Genomic DNA, 18,393 nt, shown 5'->3' with positions numbered 1-18,393 from the left:
TTGCTAGTCTCCTCTCCGTGACATGCCTCAGTCCCTAATAAAAAAGGTACACCTATGAAATTCAAACTCGCATTACTCAGTGCAACCCTGATTTCTGCATGCATGTTGTCCGGTACGGCCGTTGCGGCGGATAAGTATGAAATCGCAGTGGTGGCGAAAGTCACCGGGATCCCATGGTTTAACCGGATGGAAACCGGCGTCAACGAAGCGGCAAAAAAACTCAACGTTAACGCTTACCAGACCGGGGCCTCAACGCCCGATCCGGCTCAGCAGGTGAAGGTGATTGAGGATCTGATCGCCAAGAAAGTGAACGCCATTATTGTGGTGCCTAACGATGCCAAAGTACTGGAGCCAGTACTGAAAAAAGCGCGCGATCAGGGCATCGTGGTGCTGACGCATGAATCCCCTGACCAGCAGATCGGCCAGTGGGATATCGAAACCATCGACAGCGAAAAATATGCTCAGGCCAACATGGACGAATTGGCGAAAGACATGGGTGGCAAAGGCGGCTATGCGATTTACGTCGGGTCGCTGACCGTGCCGCTGCACAACGCCTGGGCGGATTCCGCCATTAAATACCAGAAAGAAAAATACCCGGATATGTTCGAAGTAACTTCGCGCCTGCCGGTGGCGGAGAGCATCGACAAATCCTATTCCACCACGCTCGATCTGATGAAAACGTATCCGCAGATGAAAGGCGTGATCGGCTTTGGCTCCCTCGGCCCAATCGGCGCGGGCCAGGCGGTACAGAAGAAACGTGCGAAGGACAAACTGGCGGTTGTCGGCATTGCCATGCCGGGCCAGGCGGCACCTTATCTGATGCGCGGCGACATTAAAAAAGCGCTGCTGTGGGATCCTAAAGATGCCGGTTACGCACTGGTTACCGTGGCCGATCAGCTGCTGCAGGGCAAAGCCGTGACCAAAGACCTGACCATTGACGGTCTGGGCAAGGCCGATGTCGACATGGATAAGAAAGTGATCCGTTTTAACAAGATCCTCGAAGTCACCAAAGATAACGCTCAGTCACTCGGTTTCTAAGGCACTCCGCCAACACCAGGGAAACCGGAATGCCGGTCAGCCGACCGGCATTCTCCAACAAGATTATTTTGTGGCGCCCACGTCGGGCGCCGGCAGGGGCATTACCCATGACCGACACATCCGCATTTATCACTCTTGAGAATATCAGCAAGCAATTCCCGGGCGTGCGGGCGCTGGATAACGTCAATCTGACGCTCAGAAAAGGCGAAGTTCATTGCCTGGCCGGGCAAAACGGCTGCGGTAAAAGCACGATCATCAAAGTGATTTCCGGCGTCTATCACCCGGAAAAAGGGGCGCAGATTGCCCTCGACGGCAAACTGTTTCACAGCCTGACGCCCACGCTTTCCGCGCATTACGGCATCCAGGTGATCTACCAGGATCTGTCGCTGTTCCCCAATTTCAGCGTGGCCGAGAATATCGCCGTGCACCGCTATCAGCCCGGCGGCAGCCTGTGGGTTAACCGCAGCGCGATGAAAGCCCAGGCGCTGGCGGCCATGCAGCGCATTGGCGTCACGCTCGACCCGGACAAAAAAGTCGAAAAACTCTCGATAGCCGATCGCCAACTGGTGGCGATTTGCCGCGCCATTGCCGCTGACGCCCGGCTGGTTATTATGGACGAACCCACAGCGTCGCTTACCCGCCAGGAGGTTAACGGCCTGCTGCGGGTGGTGAATGAACTCAAAGCGGACGGGATTTGCGTGGTGTTTGTCAGCCACCGTCTGGACGAAGTGATGGAAGTCGCCGACCGCATTAGCGTGATGCGCGACGGGAAGCTGGTCGGCACCTGGCAGGCCAGCGAGCTGGACAGCAACGAGCTTGCGTTCCTGATGACCGGGCAACGCTTCCACTACAGCCCACTGCCGGAAAAACCACCGGTAGAAAAACAGCCGATGCTGGAGCTGCGCGGCCTCAGCCGCAAGGGCAAATACCACAACATCAATCTGTCGCTGCGCAGCGGCGAGATTGTTTCCATCGTCGGCCTGCTCGGGTCGGGCCGCACCGAACTGTGCATGAGCCTGTTCGGCATGACGCAGCCGCAAAGCGGTGAAATGCTGATCGACGGCGTGCCGGTGACGTTTCGCAATAACCACGATGCGATCAAACACGGCATCGGCTACGTGTCAGAAGATCGCCTGACTCAAGGCTTGATCATGGAGCAGTCGATCTACGACAACACGATTGTCACGGTCTTCGACAGGCTTCATACCCGCAGCGGCCTGCTCGATCATGAAAAAGCCCGTAATCTGGTGGCCGATCTTATTCGTGAGCTAAACATCAAAGTATCCGATGCCGGGCTGCCGGTAAAAACCCTTTCTGGCGGCAACGCCCAAAGGATTGCCATCGCCAAATGGGTGGCAACTAATCCGCAAATATTGATTCTCGACTCGCCCACGGTGGGCGTGGATATCGCCAATAAAGAAGGTATTTACCAAATCGCCCGTTCCCTGGCGGAACAGGGGCTGGCGGTACTGATGATTTGCGATGAAATCCCTGAAGCGTATTACAACAGCCACCGCGTGCTAGTGATGCGCCGGGGCGAGCTGGTCGCAGAGTTTAATCCTCATCGCAGTAGCGAGCAGGACATTGCTGAGGTGGTCAATGAATAACCCTCGTTTTTCCCGCCTGGCCGGGCAACATGAGTTCTGGCTGGGTCTTCTGGTGGTGGCTCTGGCCGTTGGCCTGAGTATCAGCACCGATGAGTTTTTGTCCCTCGGTAACCTGACGGACGTCGCCACCAGCTACGCCATTCTCGGCATTCTGGCCTGCGGGCTGTTTGTGGTGCTGATTTCCGGGGGGATTGATATTTCTTTCCCGGCGATGACCGCCATTGCCCAATACGTGATGGCAAGCTGGGTGATCGCTCACGGCGGTAATTTTGCGCTGGCGTTGGTGATTTCCATTGCCGTGGGGCTGCTGCTCGGGCTTATCAACGGCTTCCTGGTTTACTGGCTGCGGGTCCCGGCGATCATCATCACCATTGCCACCCTCAACGTTTACTACGGCCTGCTGGTTTACCTCACCAAAGGCACCTGGCTGTACGGCTTCCCGGACTGGTTTATGAACGGCATTAACTGGTTCTCTTTCACCGCCAAAGACGGTTATCAGTACGGGTTGACCCTGCCGCTGCTGTGCCTGGCGGCAGTGATTATCTTTACCGCAGTGCTGATGAACTACACGCGCCTTGGCCGCCAGATTTATGCCATGGGCGGCAACCGCGAGGCGGCGTCCCGGCTGGGGATGAACCTGCTTAAGCTGCACTTCTACGTCTACGGCTATATGGGGATTCTGGCCGGTATTGCCGCCGTTGTTCAGGCGCAGATCACCCAGTCCGTTGCCCCTAACTCGCTGTTAGGCTTTGAGCTAACGGTTCTGGCAGCGGTGGTACTCGGCGGGACAAGCATGAGCGGCGGGCGCGGGACGCTCACCGGCACCCTGCTCGGGGTTATCCTGCTGGCATTCTTACAAAACGGCCTGACGCTGCTGAGCGTGTCCTCTTACTGGCACGCCGTGTTCAGCGGCGTGATTATCCTGGTCAGCATCAGCGCCACGGCCTGGAATGAAAAACGCAAACTCGCAAGGGAGCTTTGAGATGAAAACCTTCGCCAGATTTTTACCCGGTGACGCCATCATCCGGCTGCAGTGCGTGATTATTGTGGTGGTCGTCGTGGCGTTTTCGCTGCTGCTGGGCGGGCGCTTCTTTAGCCTCGCCAACTTCCAGTCCATCGGCTCTCAGTTACCTATTCTTGGCATGCTGGCGCTGGGTATGGGAATGACAATGCTGACCGGCGGGATCAACCTGTCGATTATTGCCGGGGCGAACGCCTGTTCGCTGGTGATGGCGGCCATTATCGTCAGCCACCCGGATAACCCGCTGTTCTTCGCGCTGGCGCTGCTGGCGGGTATTGCCGTGGCGGTGGCTATCGGCACGCTAAACGGCGCGCTGGTCGCCTGGGTCGGTGTTTCGCCTATTCTGGCTACGCTCGGCACCATGACACTGATTTCCGGCCTCAATATTTTGCTGTCTAACGGCACGGTGATTTCCGGCTTCCCGGCGGCAATTCAGTACCTGGGCAACGCCACGCTGCTCGGTATTCCGGTCGCGCTGCTGCTGTTCCTGCTGGTTGCCGTCCTACTCTGGGTATTGCTGGAGCACACCACGCTGGGGCGCAGCCTTTATCTGGTCGGCTCCAACGAACAGGCCACGCGCTACAGCGGCGTTAACACCGTGCGAGTGCAGATATCGGTGTACGTGATTTCCGCGCTGCTCGGCTGGGTGGCCGCCATTCTGATGATGGCCAAGTTCAACTCCGCTAAAGCCGGGTACGGTGAGTCTTACCTGCTGGTCACCATCCTTGCTTCTGTGCTGGGCGGCATAAACCCGGACGGCGGCTTTGGCCGCATTATCGGCCTGGTGCTGGCGCTCATCGTGCTGCAAATGCTGGAAAGCGGCTTTAATTTGCTGGGGATCAGCAGCTATTTGACCATGGCGCTCTGGGGCGCGGTGCTGATCCTCTTTATCGCATTACAGAATCGTAAAGCCTGAGTTCAGGAGAATCATTATGGCGAGTTACTTCATTGGGGTGGATGTAGGGACGGGAAGCGCCCGCGCGGGCGTCTTTGACCTGAATGGCAGAATGGTTGGCGAGGCAAGCCGGGCGATTGAGATTTACCGCCCACAGGCGGACTTCGTTGAGCAATCCTCGGACAATATCTGGCAGGCGGTTTGCAACGCGGTGCGGGATGCGGTTAACCAGGCCGACATTAATCCGATTCAGGTAAAAGGGCTGGGATTCGACGCCACCTGTTCCCTGGTGGTGCTGGATAAAGAAGGCAAGCCGCTGACCATCAGCCCTTCAGGGCGCAGCGAACAGAACATCATTGTGTGGATGGATCACCGCGCCATTACCCAGGCCGACAGAATTAATGCCCTGCACCATCGCGTACTGGACTACGTGGGCGGGATTATTTCCCCGGAAATGCAAACGCCAAAATTGCTGTGGCTTAAACAGCACATGCCAAATACCTGGTCTAATGCCGGTTACTATTTTGACTTACCAGACTTCCTGACCTGGCGCGCCACCGGAGATGATACCCGCTCGCTCTGCTCCACCGTTTGTAAATGGACCTACATGGGCCACGAAGACAAATGGGACAGCAGCTACTTCCGCCAGATTGGGCTGGAAGATCTGCTGGAGCACGATGCGGAAAAAATTGGCCGCTATGTAAAAACCATGGGGGAGCCACTGGGCCACGGCCTGACGCAGCGCGCCGCAAGCGAGATGGGGCTGATTGCCGGCACCGCCGTCAGCGTCTCGATTATTGATGCCCATGCCGGTACGCTCGGTACGCTCGGTGCCTGCGGCGTTTCGGGCGAAGTGGCAGACTTTGACCGCCGCGTGGCGCTCATCGGCGGCACCTCTACCGGGCATATGGCCATTTCAAAAGAAGCACGTTTTATTAATGGCGTTTGGGGGCCTTACTACTCCGCCGTGCTGCCGGGCTACTGGCTCAACGAAGGCGGCCAGTCGGCCACCGGAGCGCTGATCGACCATATTATTCAGTCTCATCCGTGCCATGAGACGCTGCTTGCCCAGGCGAAGACTCAGGGGCGAACCATTTACGAACTGCTGAACGCTCTGCTGCGTAAAATGGCCGGGGAGCCGGAAAACATCGCCTTCTTAACGAAGGATATGCACATCCTGCCCTACTTCCACGGCAACCGTTCGCCGCGAGCCAACCCGACGCTAACCGGCGTTATCAGCGGACTGAAGCTTTCCCGCACGCCGGAAGATATGGCGCTGCAGTACCTGGCGACGATTCAGGCCATCGCGCTCGGTACCCGCCATATTATCGAAACCATGAACCACAGCGGCTACACCATCGACACCATCATGGCGAGCGGTGGCGGCACTAAAAACCCTATCTTCGTTCAGGAGCACGCCAACGCCACCGGCTGCGCGATGTTGTTACCGGAAGAGAGCGAGGCGATGCTGCTGGGCAGCGCGATGATGGGCACTGTGGCGGCGGGCGTGTTTGATTCCTTCCCGGAAGCGATGTCGGTCATGAGCCGCATTGGCAAAACGGTCACCCCGCAGACCAACCGCATCAAGCAGTACTACGACCGCAAATACAAAGTGTTCCATGAGATGTATCTCGACCACATGAAATACCGCCAGCTGATGCAGGAGGAAGCATGAGTCATTCATGGCAGCAGGCCGTCAGCGCGTGGGCAACCTGCAGCCGCGAGCTTGCCGCGCTGGAACAGCATTTGAGCGAGCCGCAGTGGCTCGCCTTGCTGACCGAACTGAGAAACTGTAAAGGCAAAATTGTGGTCACCGGCGTCGGTACTTCAGGCATCGCCGCGAGGAAAATTGCCCATATGCTGGCCTGCGTCGAACACCCGGCTATTTATCTCAGCGCGACGGATGCGGCGCATGGCGATCTGGGTTTTTTACGTGCGGACGATCTGATGATCATGCTTTCCCGGGGCGGGAATTCCGACGAGCTGACGCGGCTGCTGCCGGGCCTGGCGGCCAGAAGCGTCCCACTGATTAGCGTCACTGAGAACCCGGATTCGGCCATCGCCCAGGCAGCAAGGCTGGTAATTTCTACCGGCGTGAAGCAGGAAATGGATCCGCTGAATATGCTGGCGACCACGTCGATAATCCTGGCGCTGGCGATTTTTGATGCCGCCTGCGCCTGCCTGATGAGCGAGAGCGGGTATTCGAAGGAGACGCTGCTCGCCGTTCATCCCGGCGGAGATGTCGGGTTAACGCTAAGCCAGAAGCAATAAAAAAAGGCTCCCGATTGGGAGCCTTCCAACTTTTCAGCTTAACGGTTATGCGTAAACCGGGAAGCGAGCACAGATATCCAGCACTTTACCTTTCACGCGCTCGATAACCGCTTCGTCATTGATGTTGTCCAGAACGTCACACATCCAGCCCGCCAGCTCTTTCACTTCCGCTTCTTTAAAGCCGCGGCGAGTGACAGCCGGAGAACCGATACGGATACCGGAGGTCACGAACGGGCTCTTCGGATCGTTTGGTACGCTGTTTTTGTTCACGGTGATGTTGGCGCGACCCAGGGCAGCGTCAGCTTCTTTACCGGTCAGGTTTTTATTAACCAGATCCAGCAGGAACAGGTGGTTTTCAGTTCCGCCGGAAACCACTTTGTAACCATGGTTCAGGAACACTTCCACCATCGCTTTGGCGTTTTTCGCTACCTGCTGCTGGTAAACCTTGAACTCAGGCTCCATCGCTTCTTTCAGCGCCACAGCCTTGGCCGCGATAACGTGCATCAGCGGGCCGCCCTGCGCGCTTGGGAATACGGCAGAGTTCAGTTTCTTGTAGAGATCTTCGTCGCCGCCCTTCGCCAGGATCAGGCCACCGCGTGGGCCCGCCAGGGTTTTGTGGGTGGTGGTGGTCACCACGTGAGCGTGTGGCACCGGGTTCGGGTAAACGTCTGCGGCAATCAGGCCCGCAACGTGCGCCATATCAACGAACAGGTAAGCACCGATGCTGTCTGCGATTTCGCGCATCTTAGCCCAGTCAACCACGCCGGAGTATGCAGAGAAGCCACCGATGATCATCTTCGGTTTGTGCTCTTTAGCCTGCTTCGCCATGTCTTCGTAGTCAATTTTACCTGATTCATCAATACCGTAAGGAATGATGTTGTACAGCTTGCCGGAGAAGTTAACCGGGGAGCCGTGAGTCAGGTGGCCGCCCTGCGCCAGATTCATGCCCAGCACGGTATCGCCCGGCTGCAGCAGCGCGGTGTATACCGCGAAGTTAGCCTGGGAACCGGAGTGTGGCTGCACGTTCGCATAGTCTGCGCCAAACAGCTCTTTTGCACGGTCGATAGCCAGCTGCTCGACGATGTCCACGTACTCGCAACCGCCGTAGTAGCGCTTGCCTGGGTAACCTTCAGCATATTTGTTTGTCAGCTGAGAACCCTGAGCCTGCATCACGCGCGGGCTGGTGTAGTTTTCGGAGGCGATCAGTTCAATGTGCTCTTCCTGACGTACTTTCTCTTGCTCCATGGCCTGCCACAGTTCGGCATCATAATCGGCAATGTTCATTTCACGCTTTAACATTCGCATCTCCTGACTCAGCTAACGGTAAAAATTTTACTGCAATGAGGGGGCCCATTTGGGCGACGGGCAACAGTGTAAACCGAAACCCTTTCGGGTGATAGGGCTTGACAGAGGTTTTTACGCAAACGATTACCCAGGCATGGAATAAGGCTTCAACGCAATAAACCCTGCATCTCTTTGCCGGATATTTCTTCATCAATACTATGCGTATTTTTCACGTTCTGTGAGCTCAGTCGTTAACAACGATAACCCATTTACAACATAAGGCCATTTCTATAAGATGCATTTAAAATGCAATTTATACACTACGCTGTTTATGGAGACCGCCATGCTAGACGCACAAACCATCGCCGTTGTTAAGTCGACCATCCCTCTGCTGGCCGCGACCGGGCCTAAACTTACCGCCCACTTTTATGAGCGCATGTTCAGCCACAACCCTGAGCTGAAAGAGATCTTTAACATGAGCAACCAGCGCAACGGTGACCAGCGTGAAGCGCTGTTCAACGCCATTTGCGCCTATGCTTCCAACATCGAAAATCTGGCCGCCCTGCTGCCAGCGGTAGAGAAAATCGCCCAGAAACACACTACCTTCCAGATCAAACCGGAGCAGTACAACATTGTGGGCGGCCATCTGCTGGCCACGTTAGACGAGCTGTTCAGCCCGGGGCAGGAAGTGCTGGACGCATGGGGAAAAGCCTACGGCGTTCTGGCGCAGGTCTTTATTAACCGTGAATCAGAAATTTACCAGGATAACGCCGCTAAGCAGGGTGGCTGGGAAGGCACGCGTCCCTTCACTATCGTAGAGAAAAAAGAGCAAAGTTCACTGATCACCAGCTTCGAACTTGCCCCGTTAGACGGCGGCCCGGTGGCAGATTATCAGCCAGGGCAATACCTCGGCGTCTGGCTGAAACCTGTTGGTTTCCCGCATCAGGAAATTCGTCAGTACTCTTTGACCCGCCAGCCGAACGGGAAAAGTTACCGCATTGCCGTGAAGCGTGAAGAGAAAGGTATGGTCTCAAACTGGCTGCACAATCATGCTCAGGCGGGGGATCGGGTGCATCTGGCTTCACCGGCTGGCGACTTCTTTATGGACGTAAAACCCGATGCGCCGGTGACGCTGATTTCCGCAGGCGTCGGCCAGACGCCGATGCTCTCGATGCTGGACACGCTGGCGAACGGCGGCCATCAGGCACAGGTCAACTGGCTGCACGCCGCCGAGCACGGGGATGTGCACGCGTTTAGCGAAGAAGTGGCAGGGCTTGGCGCTCAGTTGCCGAAATTTGAAAGCCACGTCTGGTACCGTGAACCCTCCGCAGGGGATCGTGCTCAGGCGCGCTTTGACCGCGAAGGACTGATGAACCTGCTGGAAATCGAAGGGAAGTTAAGCGATCCGGCGATGCAGTTCTATCTCTGCGGCCCGATCAACTTTATGCGTTTTGCGGCGGAACAGCTGGTGAAGATTGGCGTGAATAAAGACAGCATTCACTATGAGTGCTTTGGCCCGCACAAGGTGATGTAGTTTAGTAAGACTGCCCCTCACCCCAGCCCTCTCCCCAAAGGAGCGAGGGAGTAAACACCCCGTTTACACCAAAGGGACAAGTCAGTGTTTTCCCCTCGCCCTTCCAGGGTGAGGGGAAAAATCTAAATCAAATCGCCGCGTCGTCTTCTTCGCCGGTACGAATACGCACCACGCGCGCCACATCAAACACGAAAATCTTACCGTCACCGATCTTGCCGGTCTGGGCCGTGCGGATAATGGTGTCCACGCAGGTATCAACGATATCGTCGGTCACCACAATTTCAATTTTTACTTTTGGCAGAAAGTCCACCATATACTCGGCACCGCGGTACAGCTCGGTATGCCCTTTCTGACGGCCAAAACCTTTGACTTCCGTCACCGTCATGCCGGTAATGCCCACTTCAGCCAGCGCTTCGCGCACATCATCCAGTTTGAAAGGTTTAATAATCGCATCAATTTTTTTCATGGTATTACCGGTGTCCCCGCGCGGCGTTTTGTACTGTTAGTAATCGGTTGCTCACACTACCACAGCCTACTCTTTAAAGTCATTGGCCTCGAGTTCATGCCTGGCCAGTAATTTGTAGAATTCGGTTCGGTTACGCCCCGCCATGCGTGCGGCATGGGTGACATTTCCTTTGGTAATTTGCAGCAGCTTACGCAGATAGTTTAGTTCGAACTGGTTACGGGCTTCGACAAATGTCGGCAAGGCGGTGTTTTCGCCTTCCAGCGCCTGCTCCACCAGCGCTTCGCCAATCACCGGGGCTGAGGTCAGCGCCACGCACTGCTCAATCACGTTCACTAGCTGACGTACGTTGCCCGGCCAGCTTGCGGTCATCAACCGCTTCATGGCGTCGGTGGAGAAACTCCGAACGAAAGGTTTGTGCCTGTCGGCGGACTGGCGTAACAAATGATTCGCCAGCAGCGGAATATCTTCGGCACGTTCATGCAATGCAGGAATTTTCAGGTTCACAACGTTGAGGCGGTAGAAGAGGTCTTCGCGAAACTCCCCTCGCTCCATGGCCTTCGGCAAGTCCCGGTGCGTGGCGGAGATAATCCGCACGTCAATGTCCAGATCGCGGTTGCTGCCCAGCGGGCGAACTTTTCGCTCCTGCAAAACGCGCAGCAGCTTAACCTGCAGCGGGATAGGCATATCGCCGATCTCATCCAGAAATAGCGTTCCACCTTCTGCCGCCTGGAACAGGCCTTCGCGGCTGCTCACCGCGCCGGTAAAGGCCCCGCGAGCATGGCCGAACAGCTCTGACTCAAGTAACTGTTCAGGCAGCGCGCCACAGTTGATAGCGATAAACGCTTTTTTGCTGCGCGGGCTGGCGTTGTGTATCGCCTGGGCCAGAATCTCTTTCCCGGTGCCGCTTTGGCCGTTAATCAACACGCTGACGTCCGACTGCGCCACCATGCGCGCCTGCTCGAGCAAACGCTGCATAATCGGGCTGCGGGTCACAATGGTGTCGCGCCACATGTCATCGCCAGCGATGACGGTATGCTCAAGCGCGTTGTCGATGGCCTGATAAAGTGCGTCTCTGTCCACCGGTTTGGTGAGGAAACTGAATACACCCTGCTGGGTCGCCGCCACCGCGTCAGGAATAGAACCGTGCGCAGTCAGGATGATCACCGGCATCCCCGGCTGGCCTTTTTGGATCTCCGCGAACAGCGCCATGCCGTCCATTTCGTCCATCCTGAGATCGCTTATCACCAGGTCGATTTTTTCCCGTGCCAGGACTTTCAGCCCCTCAGCCCCGCTTTCAGCCGTGGTGACCGTATAGCCCTCGCTCGACAGGCGCATTCCCAGCAGCTTTAACAGGCCGGGATCATCATCCACTAATAGTAAGCGCGCGGGTTTCCTTTGCGTCATGGTTTTGCCTCCGGCTGCGATTTGTTTGAAGCGCCGCTATCGTCGTCGTCATTGTCATCCGTGCTGTGCGTGCCGGGCACCAGATTGCTTCCCGGCTTGCGGCTGGAAAGCTGACGCTCAATGTCGGTCAGATTTTCCAGCTTGCGCGTAGTGAGATCGAGCTGGCTGCGAAGGCGCTGCTGCTGCTCCCGCAGCGTATCCAGCTCGCCGTCGGTTGACTGCTGCAGCTTGCTGTAGCGCGTGCGCTCATCCGAGAGTTTAAGCTGAGACTGTTGCCCGTCGCGCCAAATCTCAAACAGAGAACGTACCTGCACAGGCACTTCGCTGGTCATGGTCTCGAGCTGGGTCATGTAGCGGCGGCGCTCGGTCGGGGTAATTTTAGCCGTAGACAGCAAAATGCCGCGCTTAAACGTGTCCTGCCAGGTTTCTGCTGGCCACTGGCGAGCTTCCGCGCGGGCTTCTGCCGGTGACAGGCGCTGGGCGCAATCCATACTGCGAAGCCAGTAAAGCGGGTTACTGCTGACGTCATGCCCCGTGAGATCCCATATTTCGGTGCAGTCCGTGGACAGGTAATCAGGGATTTGTTGTTCTGGAATATGCGGTTTGTGGGCCTCATCCAGGCTGCTGGACACGCTTGCGGGGGCGCATCCTGTCAACAGCGTCGCGCCAACCAGCGTCCCAGATACCCAGCAAATCAGACGAGTCAAAGACCCGCGGCGCGGTTCACGCAATAAAAGTACTTTCATCGTTTTAATCATTCTCAGGGAAAACCGGTAATTCGATACGGAAGCACACTTCCGCGCTGTTAGCGTTGATCAGGCTAAGTTTTCCGTGCATACGTCGAATGCAATCCCTGGCGATACTTAACCCCAGCCCACTTCCCTTTACGGAGCCCTTCCGCTGGTGGCTACCCTGGAAGAAAGGCTCAAAAATCATCTCTTGTTCCGTGGCCGGAATCGGCTCGCCGGTATTCGCGACCTCAATGTACAGTATCGCGCCCACCTGCAAACTCCGGAGATAAATGGTACCGGATTCACTGCCATAGTGCACCGCATTGGAGTAGAGATTATCCAGTACGCTCATCAGCAGCGTCCCCTCTGCGAGGCAGGCTTTTGGGCTCAATTGAATGTCGGTATGCATCATTTTAGCCCTCGCCGGCAGACTGTGGGCAGATATAACCATCTCCACAATCGGGGCCAGTTCGACCCTTTCCAGCGTTACCGTTCCGTCCGCCAGCTTGCGGTTATAGTCCAGCAGTTGTTCAATCAGCTTTTGCAGGTGGCGGCTGCTGTTGTCCAGGATAGCGACGACCTCTTTTTGGTCGGCATTGAGCGGCCCGGCAACCTGGTCAGCAAGCAGTTCAGTCCCCTCTCTCATACTGGCGAGCGGCGTTTTTAATTCATGGGAAAGATGGCGGAGGAACTCGTGGCGCTGGGATTCAAGCCAGGACAGGCGTTCGCTTAACCAGACAATGCGCTGCCCAACGGAACGCAGCTCACGCGGCCCTTTAAAGACCTCGCTGTTGCCGAGCGAACGCCCTTCCCCCAGCCGGTTAATCATCCGTTCGATGCCTTTAACCGGGCCGATAATCATGCGGGTGAAGATGATGACCAGCCCCAGGCTGAGCAGAAACAGCACCAGGGCCTGCCAGCCGAAGAACTGGCCTCGCTCAGCAATTTCCTGCTGCAGCTGCTGTCCACGAGAGAACACCACCGCCCGCGTGGCCTGCACCATTTCTGCATTGGTTGAGGCGAATTGCTCCAGTTGGTTTGCCGCAGGCGCTTCCGGCCCGCTGTTTTTACATTTGAGTTCAGCCAGATCGCTCAAAGACTGGCTGAGCGATTGGTAGAGTTTCGGATCGGGTAATACGGAGGCGTGGGCTTCAAGCATTTGAGCATAGCGCTGACGCTGCCCCTGATACAGCTGGGCAAGACGTGAGTCATCGAGCACGCAATATTGACGGTAGCTCCGCTCCATTTCCAGCGCGACATTAGTCATCGCTTCACTGCGGCGGGCATCGGTCAACGTGGTGCGGTTGGTCAACGCGGCCTGAGCGCTCAGGGCGTTAAGGCTTTGCCACGCCTGCCACGCAAGCACCAGCAGCGGCACGAGCACCAATAAAAAGGCCATCATGACAAGCTGGCGCAAAGATCGAGGGAAAAAATGCCACTGGTTCAATAGCTTCATCTCACATTACCTGTATGACACGATGCTAGCCGCGATTGCGCGTGGTGGAAAGGTGCGATTCCCGGAAACAACAAAGGCAGGGTCAAAAACCCTGCCTTTGTTTAGGAATTAGGCGGCGCCTTACTCAACGTTTCGCCCGGAGCATGATAAGCCGAAAGGCATTTATCAAAAATCGGACGGCAGGCACCTTTTTGTGCGTCATTCGGCGGTTTATGTAGTCTGTCTGAAAAGACGCTGACATAAGAGATTGAATGAGCCACTGGGTGTTATTAAGCAGATATCATGCCAACTTTGCAAGTTTAAATATAACTCATTGTTTTAAATATAATTATAAAGCAAAACAGGAAGATATATTATGCGTGTTTTTTGTTCTCTATGTCGCCATTTCACAACACTCTTAAACCCACTCAATCGCACCATTAAAAATCAATGAGTTATATGTCTCTTTTTGGCGACATTTTAAAAGTGGAGGTGTCGGGGTTTAGTGACAAAAAAAGCCCCTCACCCTGGCCCTCTCCCCAAAGGGGAGAGGGAACTGGATCGGAGCCTGTTTGCTGTTTTCCCACCCTCTAAAAGCAAGGGGATTGGATCGGAGCCTGTCTGCTGTTTTCGCACCTTCTAAAAGCAAGGGAACTGGATCGGAGCCTGTCTGCTGTTTTCGCACCCTCTAAAAGCAAGGGAACTGGATCGGAGCCTGTCTGCTGTTTTCGCACCCTCTAAAAGCAAGGGAACTGGATCGGAGCCTGTCTGCTGTTTTCCCCCTCTCCCTTGTAGGGAGAGGGTCGGGGTGAGGGTAATCAGCCCAGTTGCTTACGCGCGTTGCGGAAAATACGCATCCACGGGCTGTCTTCGCCCCACTCTGCCGGGTGCCAGGAATTACTCACGGTACGGAACACGCGCTCAGGGTGCGGCATCATGATGGTCACGCGCCCGCTTTCGTTGCTCACCGCGGTGATGCCGTTCGGCGAACCGTTCGGGTTAGCCGGGTAGGTTTCGGTCACGTTCGCGAAGTTATCCACGAAGCGCAGCGCCACCAGCCCTTTGCTTTCAAGCGCGGCGAGATGAGCGGCATCACGCACTTCCACACGACCTTCGCCGTGAGAGACCGCGATAGGCATATGGGAACCGGCCATGCCCTGCAGCAGCAGCGACGGGCTGGAGGTCACCTCAACCAGGCTGAAGCGCGCTTCAAAGCGATCGGACTGGTTACGCACGAAGCGCGGCCACAAATCACTGCCTGGGATCAGCTCACGCAGATTAGACATCATCTGGCAGCCATTACAAACGCCAAGCGCCAACGTTTCCGGGCGATGGAAGAAGGTTTCAAACTCATCGCGCACGCGAGCGTTGAACAGGATGGACTTCGCCCAACCTTCACCCGCGCCCAGCACGTCACCATAAGAGAAGCCGCCGCACGCCACCAGCGTGTGGAAGCTTTCCAGCCCGGTACGGCCCGCCAGCAGGTCGCTCATATGCACGTCGATGGCGTCAAAGCCCGCGCGGTGGAAGGCGGCCGCCATCTCAACGTGGGAGTTAACGCCCTGCTCACGCAGGATGGCCACTTTAGGACGAGCGCCCGTCGCGATAAACGGCGCAGCAATATCTTCTTTGATATCGAAGCTCAGCTTCACGTTCAGGCCAGGATCGTTATCGTTCGCCTTGGCGTTGTGCTCTTCATCCGCGCAGTCTGGGTTGTCACGCAGACGCTGCATCTGCCAGGTGGTTTCTGCCCACCACATACGCAGCGTGGTGCGGCTTTCGCTGAACACGGCGTGCCCGTCAGCGCTAATAGTGAAGCGGTCGCCTTCGACAGCTTTACCGAGGTAATGCACGCAGTCAGCCAGGCCATGCTTAGCCAGCAGCGCCTCAACGGCTGCGCGATCCTCAGCGCGAACCTGGATCACGCCACCCAGCTCTTCGTTAAACAATGCGGCCAGGCGATCGTTACCGAGACCGGCGATATCAACCTCAACGCCACAGTGGCCGGTAAAGGCCATTTCCGCCAGCGTGACCAGCAGCCCACCGTCGGAACGGTCGTGCCAGGCCAGCAGTTTGCGATCCGCCACCAGTGTCTGCATTGCGTCCCAGAAACCTTTCAGTTGCTCAACGCTACGAACGTCCGCAGGCTTGTCGCCCAGTTGGCGGTAAACCTGGGACAGCGCGGTCGCGCCCAGCGCGTTATGGCCTTTGCCTAAATCGATCAGCAGCAGGGCGTTGTCTTCGGTGCTCAGCTGCGGCGTCACGGTGCCACGCACGTCTTCCACGCGGGCAAACGCGGTGATCACCAGCGACAACGGAGAGGTCATCTCGCGCTGCTCGTTACCTTCCTGCCAGCGGGTTTTCATCGACATGGAGTCTTTACCCACCGGGATGGTGATCCCGAGAGCCGGGCAAAGTTCTTCGCCAACGGCCTTCACCGCTTCATACAGGCCGGCATCTTCGCCAGGGTGACCGGCTGCGGCCATCCAGTTTGCGGAGAGTTTAATGCGCTTCAGGGAGCCAATTTGGGTCGCGGCGATGTTCGTTAAGGCTTCGCCCACGGCCAGGCGACCGGATGCCGCGAAGTCCAGCAGGGCCACCGGCGCACGTTCACCGATAGACATCGCTTCGCCGTAGTAGCTGTCCAGGCTGGCGGTAGTCACCGCGCAGTTGGCGACTGGGATCTGCCACGGACCAACCATCTGATCGCGGGACACCATGCCGGTTACCGTGCGGTCACCGATGGTCACGAGGAAGGTTTTTTCAGCCACGGTCGGCAAGTGCAGAACGCGTTTAACCGCATCGGCAATAGAAATTTCGCTGCTGTTGAAGGCATCGCCTTTGGCTTTCAGCGTCTCAACGTTACGCTCCATCTTCGGCGTTTTGCCCAGCAGCACGTCCAGCGGCATGTCGATAGGCTGGTTATCAAAGTGGCTGTCGTTGAGCGTCAGGTGCTGTTCGGTGGTGGCCTCACCAATCACCGCATACGGCGCGCGCTCGCGGCGGCAAAGTTCATCAAACAGCGGCAGCTGCTCTGGCGCAACGGCCAGCACATAGCGCTCCTGAGATTCGTTACACCAGACTTCGAGCGGGCTCATGCCCGGTTCGTCGTTAAGAATATCGCGCAGCTCGAAGCGGCCACCGCGTCCGCCATCGCTGACCAGCTCAGGCATGGCGTTAGACAGGCCACCCGCGCCAACGTCGTGGATAAACAGGATTGGGTTGTCGTCGCCCATCTGCCAGCAGCGGTCGATCACTTCCTGGCAGCGGCGTTCCATTTCAGGGTTGTCGCGCTGCACGGAAGCAAAATCTAAATCCGCATCGGACTGGCCGGAAGCCATTGACGAAGCCGCCCCGCCGCCCAGGCCGATGTTCATTGCCGGGCCGCCCAGCACAATCAGCTTCGCGCCAGGGGTGATTTCGCCCTTCTGGACGTGGTCGGCGCGGATGTTGCCGATCCCGCCCGCGAGCATGATAGGTTTGTGGTAACCGCGCAGCTCCACACCGTTGTGGCTGTTCACCTGCTCTTCATAGGTACGGAAGTAGCCGGTCAGCGCCGGACGGCCAAATTCGTTGTTAAACGCCGCCCCGCCCAGAGGGCCTTCGGTCATAATATCCAGCGCGGTAACGATACGGTCTGGCTTGCCGAAATCCTGCTCCCACGGCTGTTCAAAGCCCGGAATACGCAGGTTAGACACGGAGAAGCCCACCAGGCCTGCTTTTGGCTTCGCGCCACGCCCGGTCGCGCCTTCGTCGCGGATTTCACCGCCTGAGCCGGTTGCCGCGCCCGGCCACGGAGAGATAGCGGTCGGGTGGTTGTGGGTTTCAACCTTCATCAGGATATGCGCGTCTTCCTGGTGGAAGTCATAGCGCCCTGCTTCACGGTCGGCGAAGAAGCGGCCGACGGCGGAGCCTTCCATCACCGCCGCGTTGTCTTTATAGGCAGACAGCACGTAATCCGGCGTTTTCTCGAAGGTGTTTTTGATCATTTTGAACAGCGACTTCGGCTGCTTCTGCCCGTCAATAATCCAGTCGGCGTTAAAGATCTTATGGCGGCAGTGCTCGGAGTTCGCCTGAGCAAACATATACAGTTCAATGTCGTTCGGGTTGCGGCCAAGCTTGTTGAACGCATCCTGCAGGTAGTCGATTTCGTCTTCCGCCAGCGCCAGGCCAAGGCGAATGTTCGCTTCCACCAGCGCATCGCGCCCTTTCCCGAGCAGATCAACGCTCTGCACCGGAGCCGGCTGCTGCTGGGTAAACAGCTGCTGTGCATCGTTCAGAGAGGTAAACACGCTCTCCATCATGCGGTCGTGCAGCAGAGCGGCAACGTCCTGCAACTGCTCAGCAGTCAGCGTGCTGCCGGTAACATACCAGGCCACACCGCGCTCAAGGCGTTTAATCTGCGGCAGGTCACAGTTGTGGGCGATATCGGTAGCTTTTGAAGACCAGGGGGAGATGGTGCCAGGGCGCGGAGTCACCAGCAGCAGGGTGCCTTCCGGCGCATGCTCTGCGAGGGTTGGACCATATTTCAACAGCCGCTGCAGGCGGGCAAGCTCGTCGGCGCTTAGCGGCGCCTCGAGGTCGGCAAAATGAACATACTCGGCATAAATATCGCTTACCGGGAGGTTAGCATCGTTGAAACGGGCCAGGAGTTTGTTAATACGAAATGCCGAAAGAGCAGGCGAACCACGCAGAATTTCCATCATT

Annotated in this window: 13 protein-coding genes; 7 read left to right on the top strand and 6 right to left on the bottom strand. The window is 56.9% G+C overall.

Annotation, left to right across the window (positions count from 1 at the left end):
* Window positions 1–54 precede the first annotated feature (54 nt).
* The 6 genes from F3J28_RS00340 to F3J28_RS00315 all read left to right on the top strand — a co-directional run bounded on the left by F3J28_RS00340 (window position 55) and on the right by F3J28_RS00315 (window position 6,832).
* Window positions 55–1,038: an autoinducer 2 ABC transporter substrate-binding protein gene (locus tag F3J28_RS00340; RefSeq protein ID WP_008459446.1), complete on the top strand. Its 984-nt coding sequence runs from the start codon at window positions 55–57 to the stop codon at window positions 1,036–1,038.
* Window positions 1,039–1,145: 107 nt separating this feature from the next.
* Window positions 1,146–2,645, top strand: a complete 1,500-nt coding sequence (locus tag F3J28_RS00335) for a sugar ABC transporter ATP-binding protein (protein WP_166871638.1) — start codon at window positions 1,146–1,148, stop codon at window positions 2,643–2,645.
* Window positions 2,638–3,627, top strand: a complete 990-nt coding sequence (locus F3J28_RS00330; RefSeq protein WP_039305740.1) for an ABC transporter permease — start codon at window positions 2,638–2,640, stop codon at window positions 3,625–3,627. Before F3J28_RS00335 ends, F3J28_RS00330 begins: the two co-directional genes overlap by 8 nt.
* Window position 3,628: 1 nt before the next feature.
* Window positions 3,629–4,582, top strand: coding sequence for an ABC transporter permease (locus F3J28_RS00325; protein ID WP_166871635.1), 954 nt, complete (start codon window positions 3,629–3,631; stop codon window positions 4,580–4,582).
* Window positions 4,583–4,598: 16 nt separating this feature from the next.
* Window positions 4,599–6,236: an FGGY-family carbohydrate kinase gene (locus F3J28_RS00320; protein ID WP_166871632.1), complete on the top strand. Its 1,638-nt coding sequence runs from the start codon at window positions 4,599–4,601 to the stop codon at window positions 6,234–6,236.
* On the top strand, window positions 6,233–6,832 hold the full coding sequence (locus F3J28_RS00315; protein WP_166871629.1) for a KpsF/GutQ family sugar-phosphate isomerase: 600 nt from the start codon (window positions 6,233–6,235) through the stop codon (window positions 6,830–6,832). The genes F3J28_RS00320 and F3J28_RS00315 overlap by 4 nt, the downstream gene beginning before the upstream one ends.
* A 45-nt stretch (window positions 6,833–6,877) precedes the next feature.
* Here the strand turns inward: F3J28_RS00315 and glyA are convergent, their stop codons facing one another.
* Window positions 6,878–8,131 (bottom strand): serine hydroxymethyltransferase, encoded by a 1,254-nt coding sequence (gene glyA, locus F3J28_RS00310; protein ID WP_166871626.1) that lies wholly within the window; start codon window positions 8,129–8,131, stop codon window positions 6,878–6,880.
* A 328-nt stretch (window positions 8,132–8,459) separates the two neighbouring features.
* Here glyA and hmpA point away from each other — a divergent pair, with 328 nt between their 5' ends.
* Window positions 8,460–9,650 (top strand): NO-inducible flavohemoprotein, encoded by a 1,191-nt coding sequence (hmpA, locus tag F3J28_RS00305; protein ID WP_166871623.1) that lies wholly within the window; start codon window positions 8,460–8,462, stop codon window positions 9,648–9,650.
* Between the two features lie 127 nt (window positions 9,651–9,777).
* Here hmpA and glnB read toward each other — a convergent pair whose 3' ends face one another.
* From glnB to purL, 5 genes are all read right to left on the bottom strand, one after another.
* A complete protein-coding gene (glnB, locus tag F3J28_RS00300) occupies window positions 9,778–10,116 on the bottom strand; it encodes a nitrogen regulatory protein P-II (RefSeq protein WP_002438074.1) in 339 nt (112 codons plus the stop codon).
* Window positions 10,117–10,182: 66 nt separating this feature from the next.
* The gene (glrR, locus tag F3J28_RS00295) at window positions 10,183–11,520 is read right to left on the bottom strand and encodes a two-component system response regulator GlrR (protein WP_008459460.1); all 1,338 of its coding nucleotides are present in this window, start codon (window positions 11,518–11,520) and stop codon (window positions 10,183–10,185) included.
* Entirely contained in the window at window positions 11,517–12,278 is a 762-nt protein-coding gene (gene qseG, locus F3J28_RS00290) for a two-component system QseEF-associated lipoprotein QseG (protein WP_166871621.1), read from the bottom strand. The genes glrR and qseG overlap by 4 nt, the downstream gene beginning before the upstream one ends.
* The gene (locus F3J28_RS00285; protein ID WP_166871619.1) at window positions 12,271–13,707 is read right to left on the bottom strand and encodes a sensor histidine kinase; all 1,437 of its coding nucleotides are present in this window, start codon (window positions 13,705–13,707) and stop codon (window positions 12,271–12,273) included. The genes qseG and F3J28_RS00285 overlap by 8 nt, the downstream gene beginning before the upstream one ends.
* Window positions 13,708–14,504: 797 nt before the next feature.
* Entirely contained in the window at window positions 14,505–18,392 is a 3,888-nt protein-coding gene (gene purL / locus F3J28_RS00280; protein WP_166871617.1) for a phosphoribosylformylglycinamidine synthase, read from the bottom strand.
* Window position 18,393 lies beyond the last annotated feature (1 nt).

It is taken from the genome of Enterobacter sp. Ap-1006, assembly GCF_011752835.1.
Taxonomy (GTDB): domain Bacteria; phylum Pseudomonadota; class Gammaproteobacteria; order Enterobacterales; family Enterobacteriaceae; genus Cedecea.
This window is presented reverse-complemented; position numbering and strand designations above follow the sequence as displayed.

Coding starts and splice junctions, on each gene's coding strand:
- F3J28_RS00315 (WP_166871629.1), top strand. CDS start 6,233: ATGAGTCATTCATGGCAGCAGGCCGTCAGCGCGTGGGCAACCTGCAGC.
- glnB (WP_002438074.1), bottom strand. CDS start 10,116: ATGAAAAAAATTGATGCGATTATTAAACCTTTCAAACTGGATGATGTG.
- F3J28_RS00320 (WP_166871632.1), top strand. CDS start 4,599: ATGGCGAGTTACTTCATTGGGGTGGATGTAGGGACGGGAAGCGCCCGC.
- F3J28_RS00325 (WP_166871635.1), top strand. CDS start 3,629: ATGAAAACCTTCGCCAGATTTTTACCCGGTGACGCCATCATCCGGCTG.
- glrR (WP_008459460.1), bottom strand. CDS start 11,520: ATGACGCAAAGGAAACCCGCGCGCTTACTATTAGTGGATGATGATCCC.
- qseG (WP_166871621.1), bottom strand. CDS start 12,278: ATGATTAAAACGATGAAAGTACTTTTATTGCGTGAACCGCGCCGCGGG.
- F3J28_RS00340 (WP_008459446.1), top strand. CDS start 55: ATGAAATTCAAACTCGCATTACTCAGTGCAACCCTGATTTCTGCATGC.
- F3J28_RS00285 (WP_166871619.1), bottom strand. CDS start 13,707: ATGAAGCTATTGAACCAGTGGCATTTTTTCCCTCGATCTTTGCGCCAG.
- F3J28_RS00330 (WP_039305740.1), top strand. CDS start 2,638: ATGAATAACCCTCGTTTTTCCCGCCTGGCCGGGCAACATGAGTTCTGG.
- hmpA (WP_166871623.1), top strand. CDS start 8,460: ATGCTAGACGCACAAACCATCGCCGTTGTTAAGTCGACCATCCCTCTG.
- glyA (WP_166871626.1), bottom strand. CDS start 8,131: ATGTTAAAGCGTGAAATGAACATTGCCGATTATGATGCCGAACTGTGG.
- purL (WP_166871617.1), bottom strand. CDS start 18,392: ATGATGGAAATTCTGCGTGGTTCGCCTGCTCTTTCGGCATTTCGTATT.
- F3J28_RS00335 (WP_166871638.1), top strand. CDS start 1,146: ATGACCGACACATCCGCATTTATCACTCTTGAGAATATCAGCAAGCAA.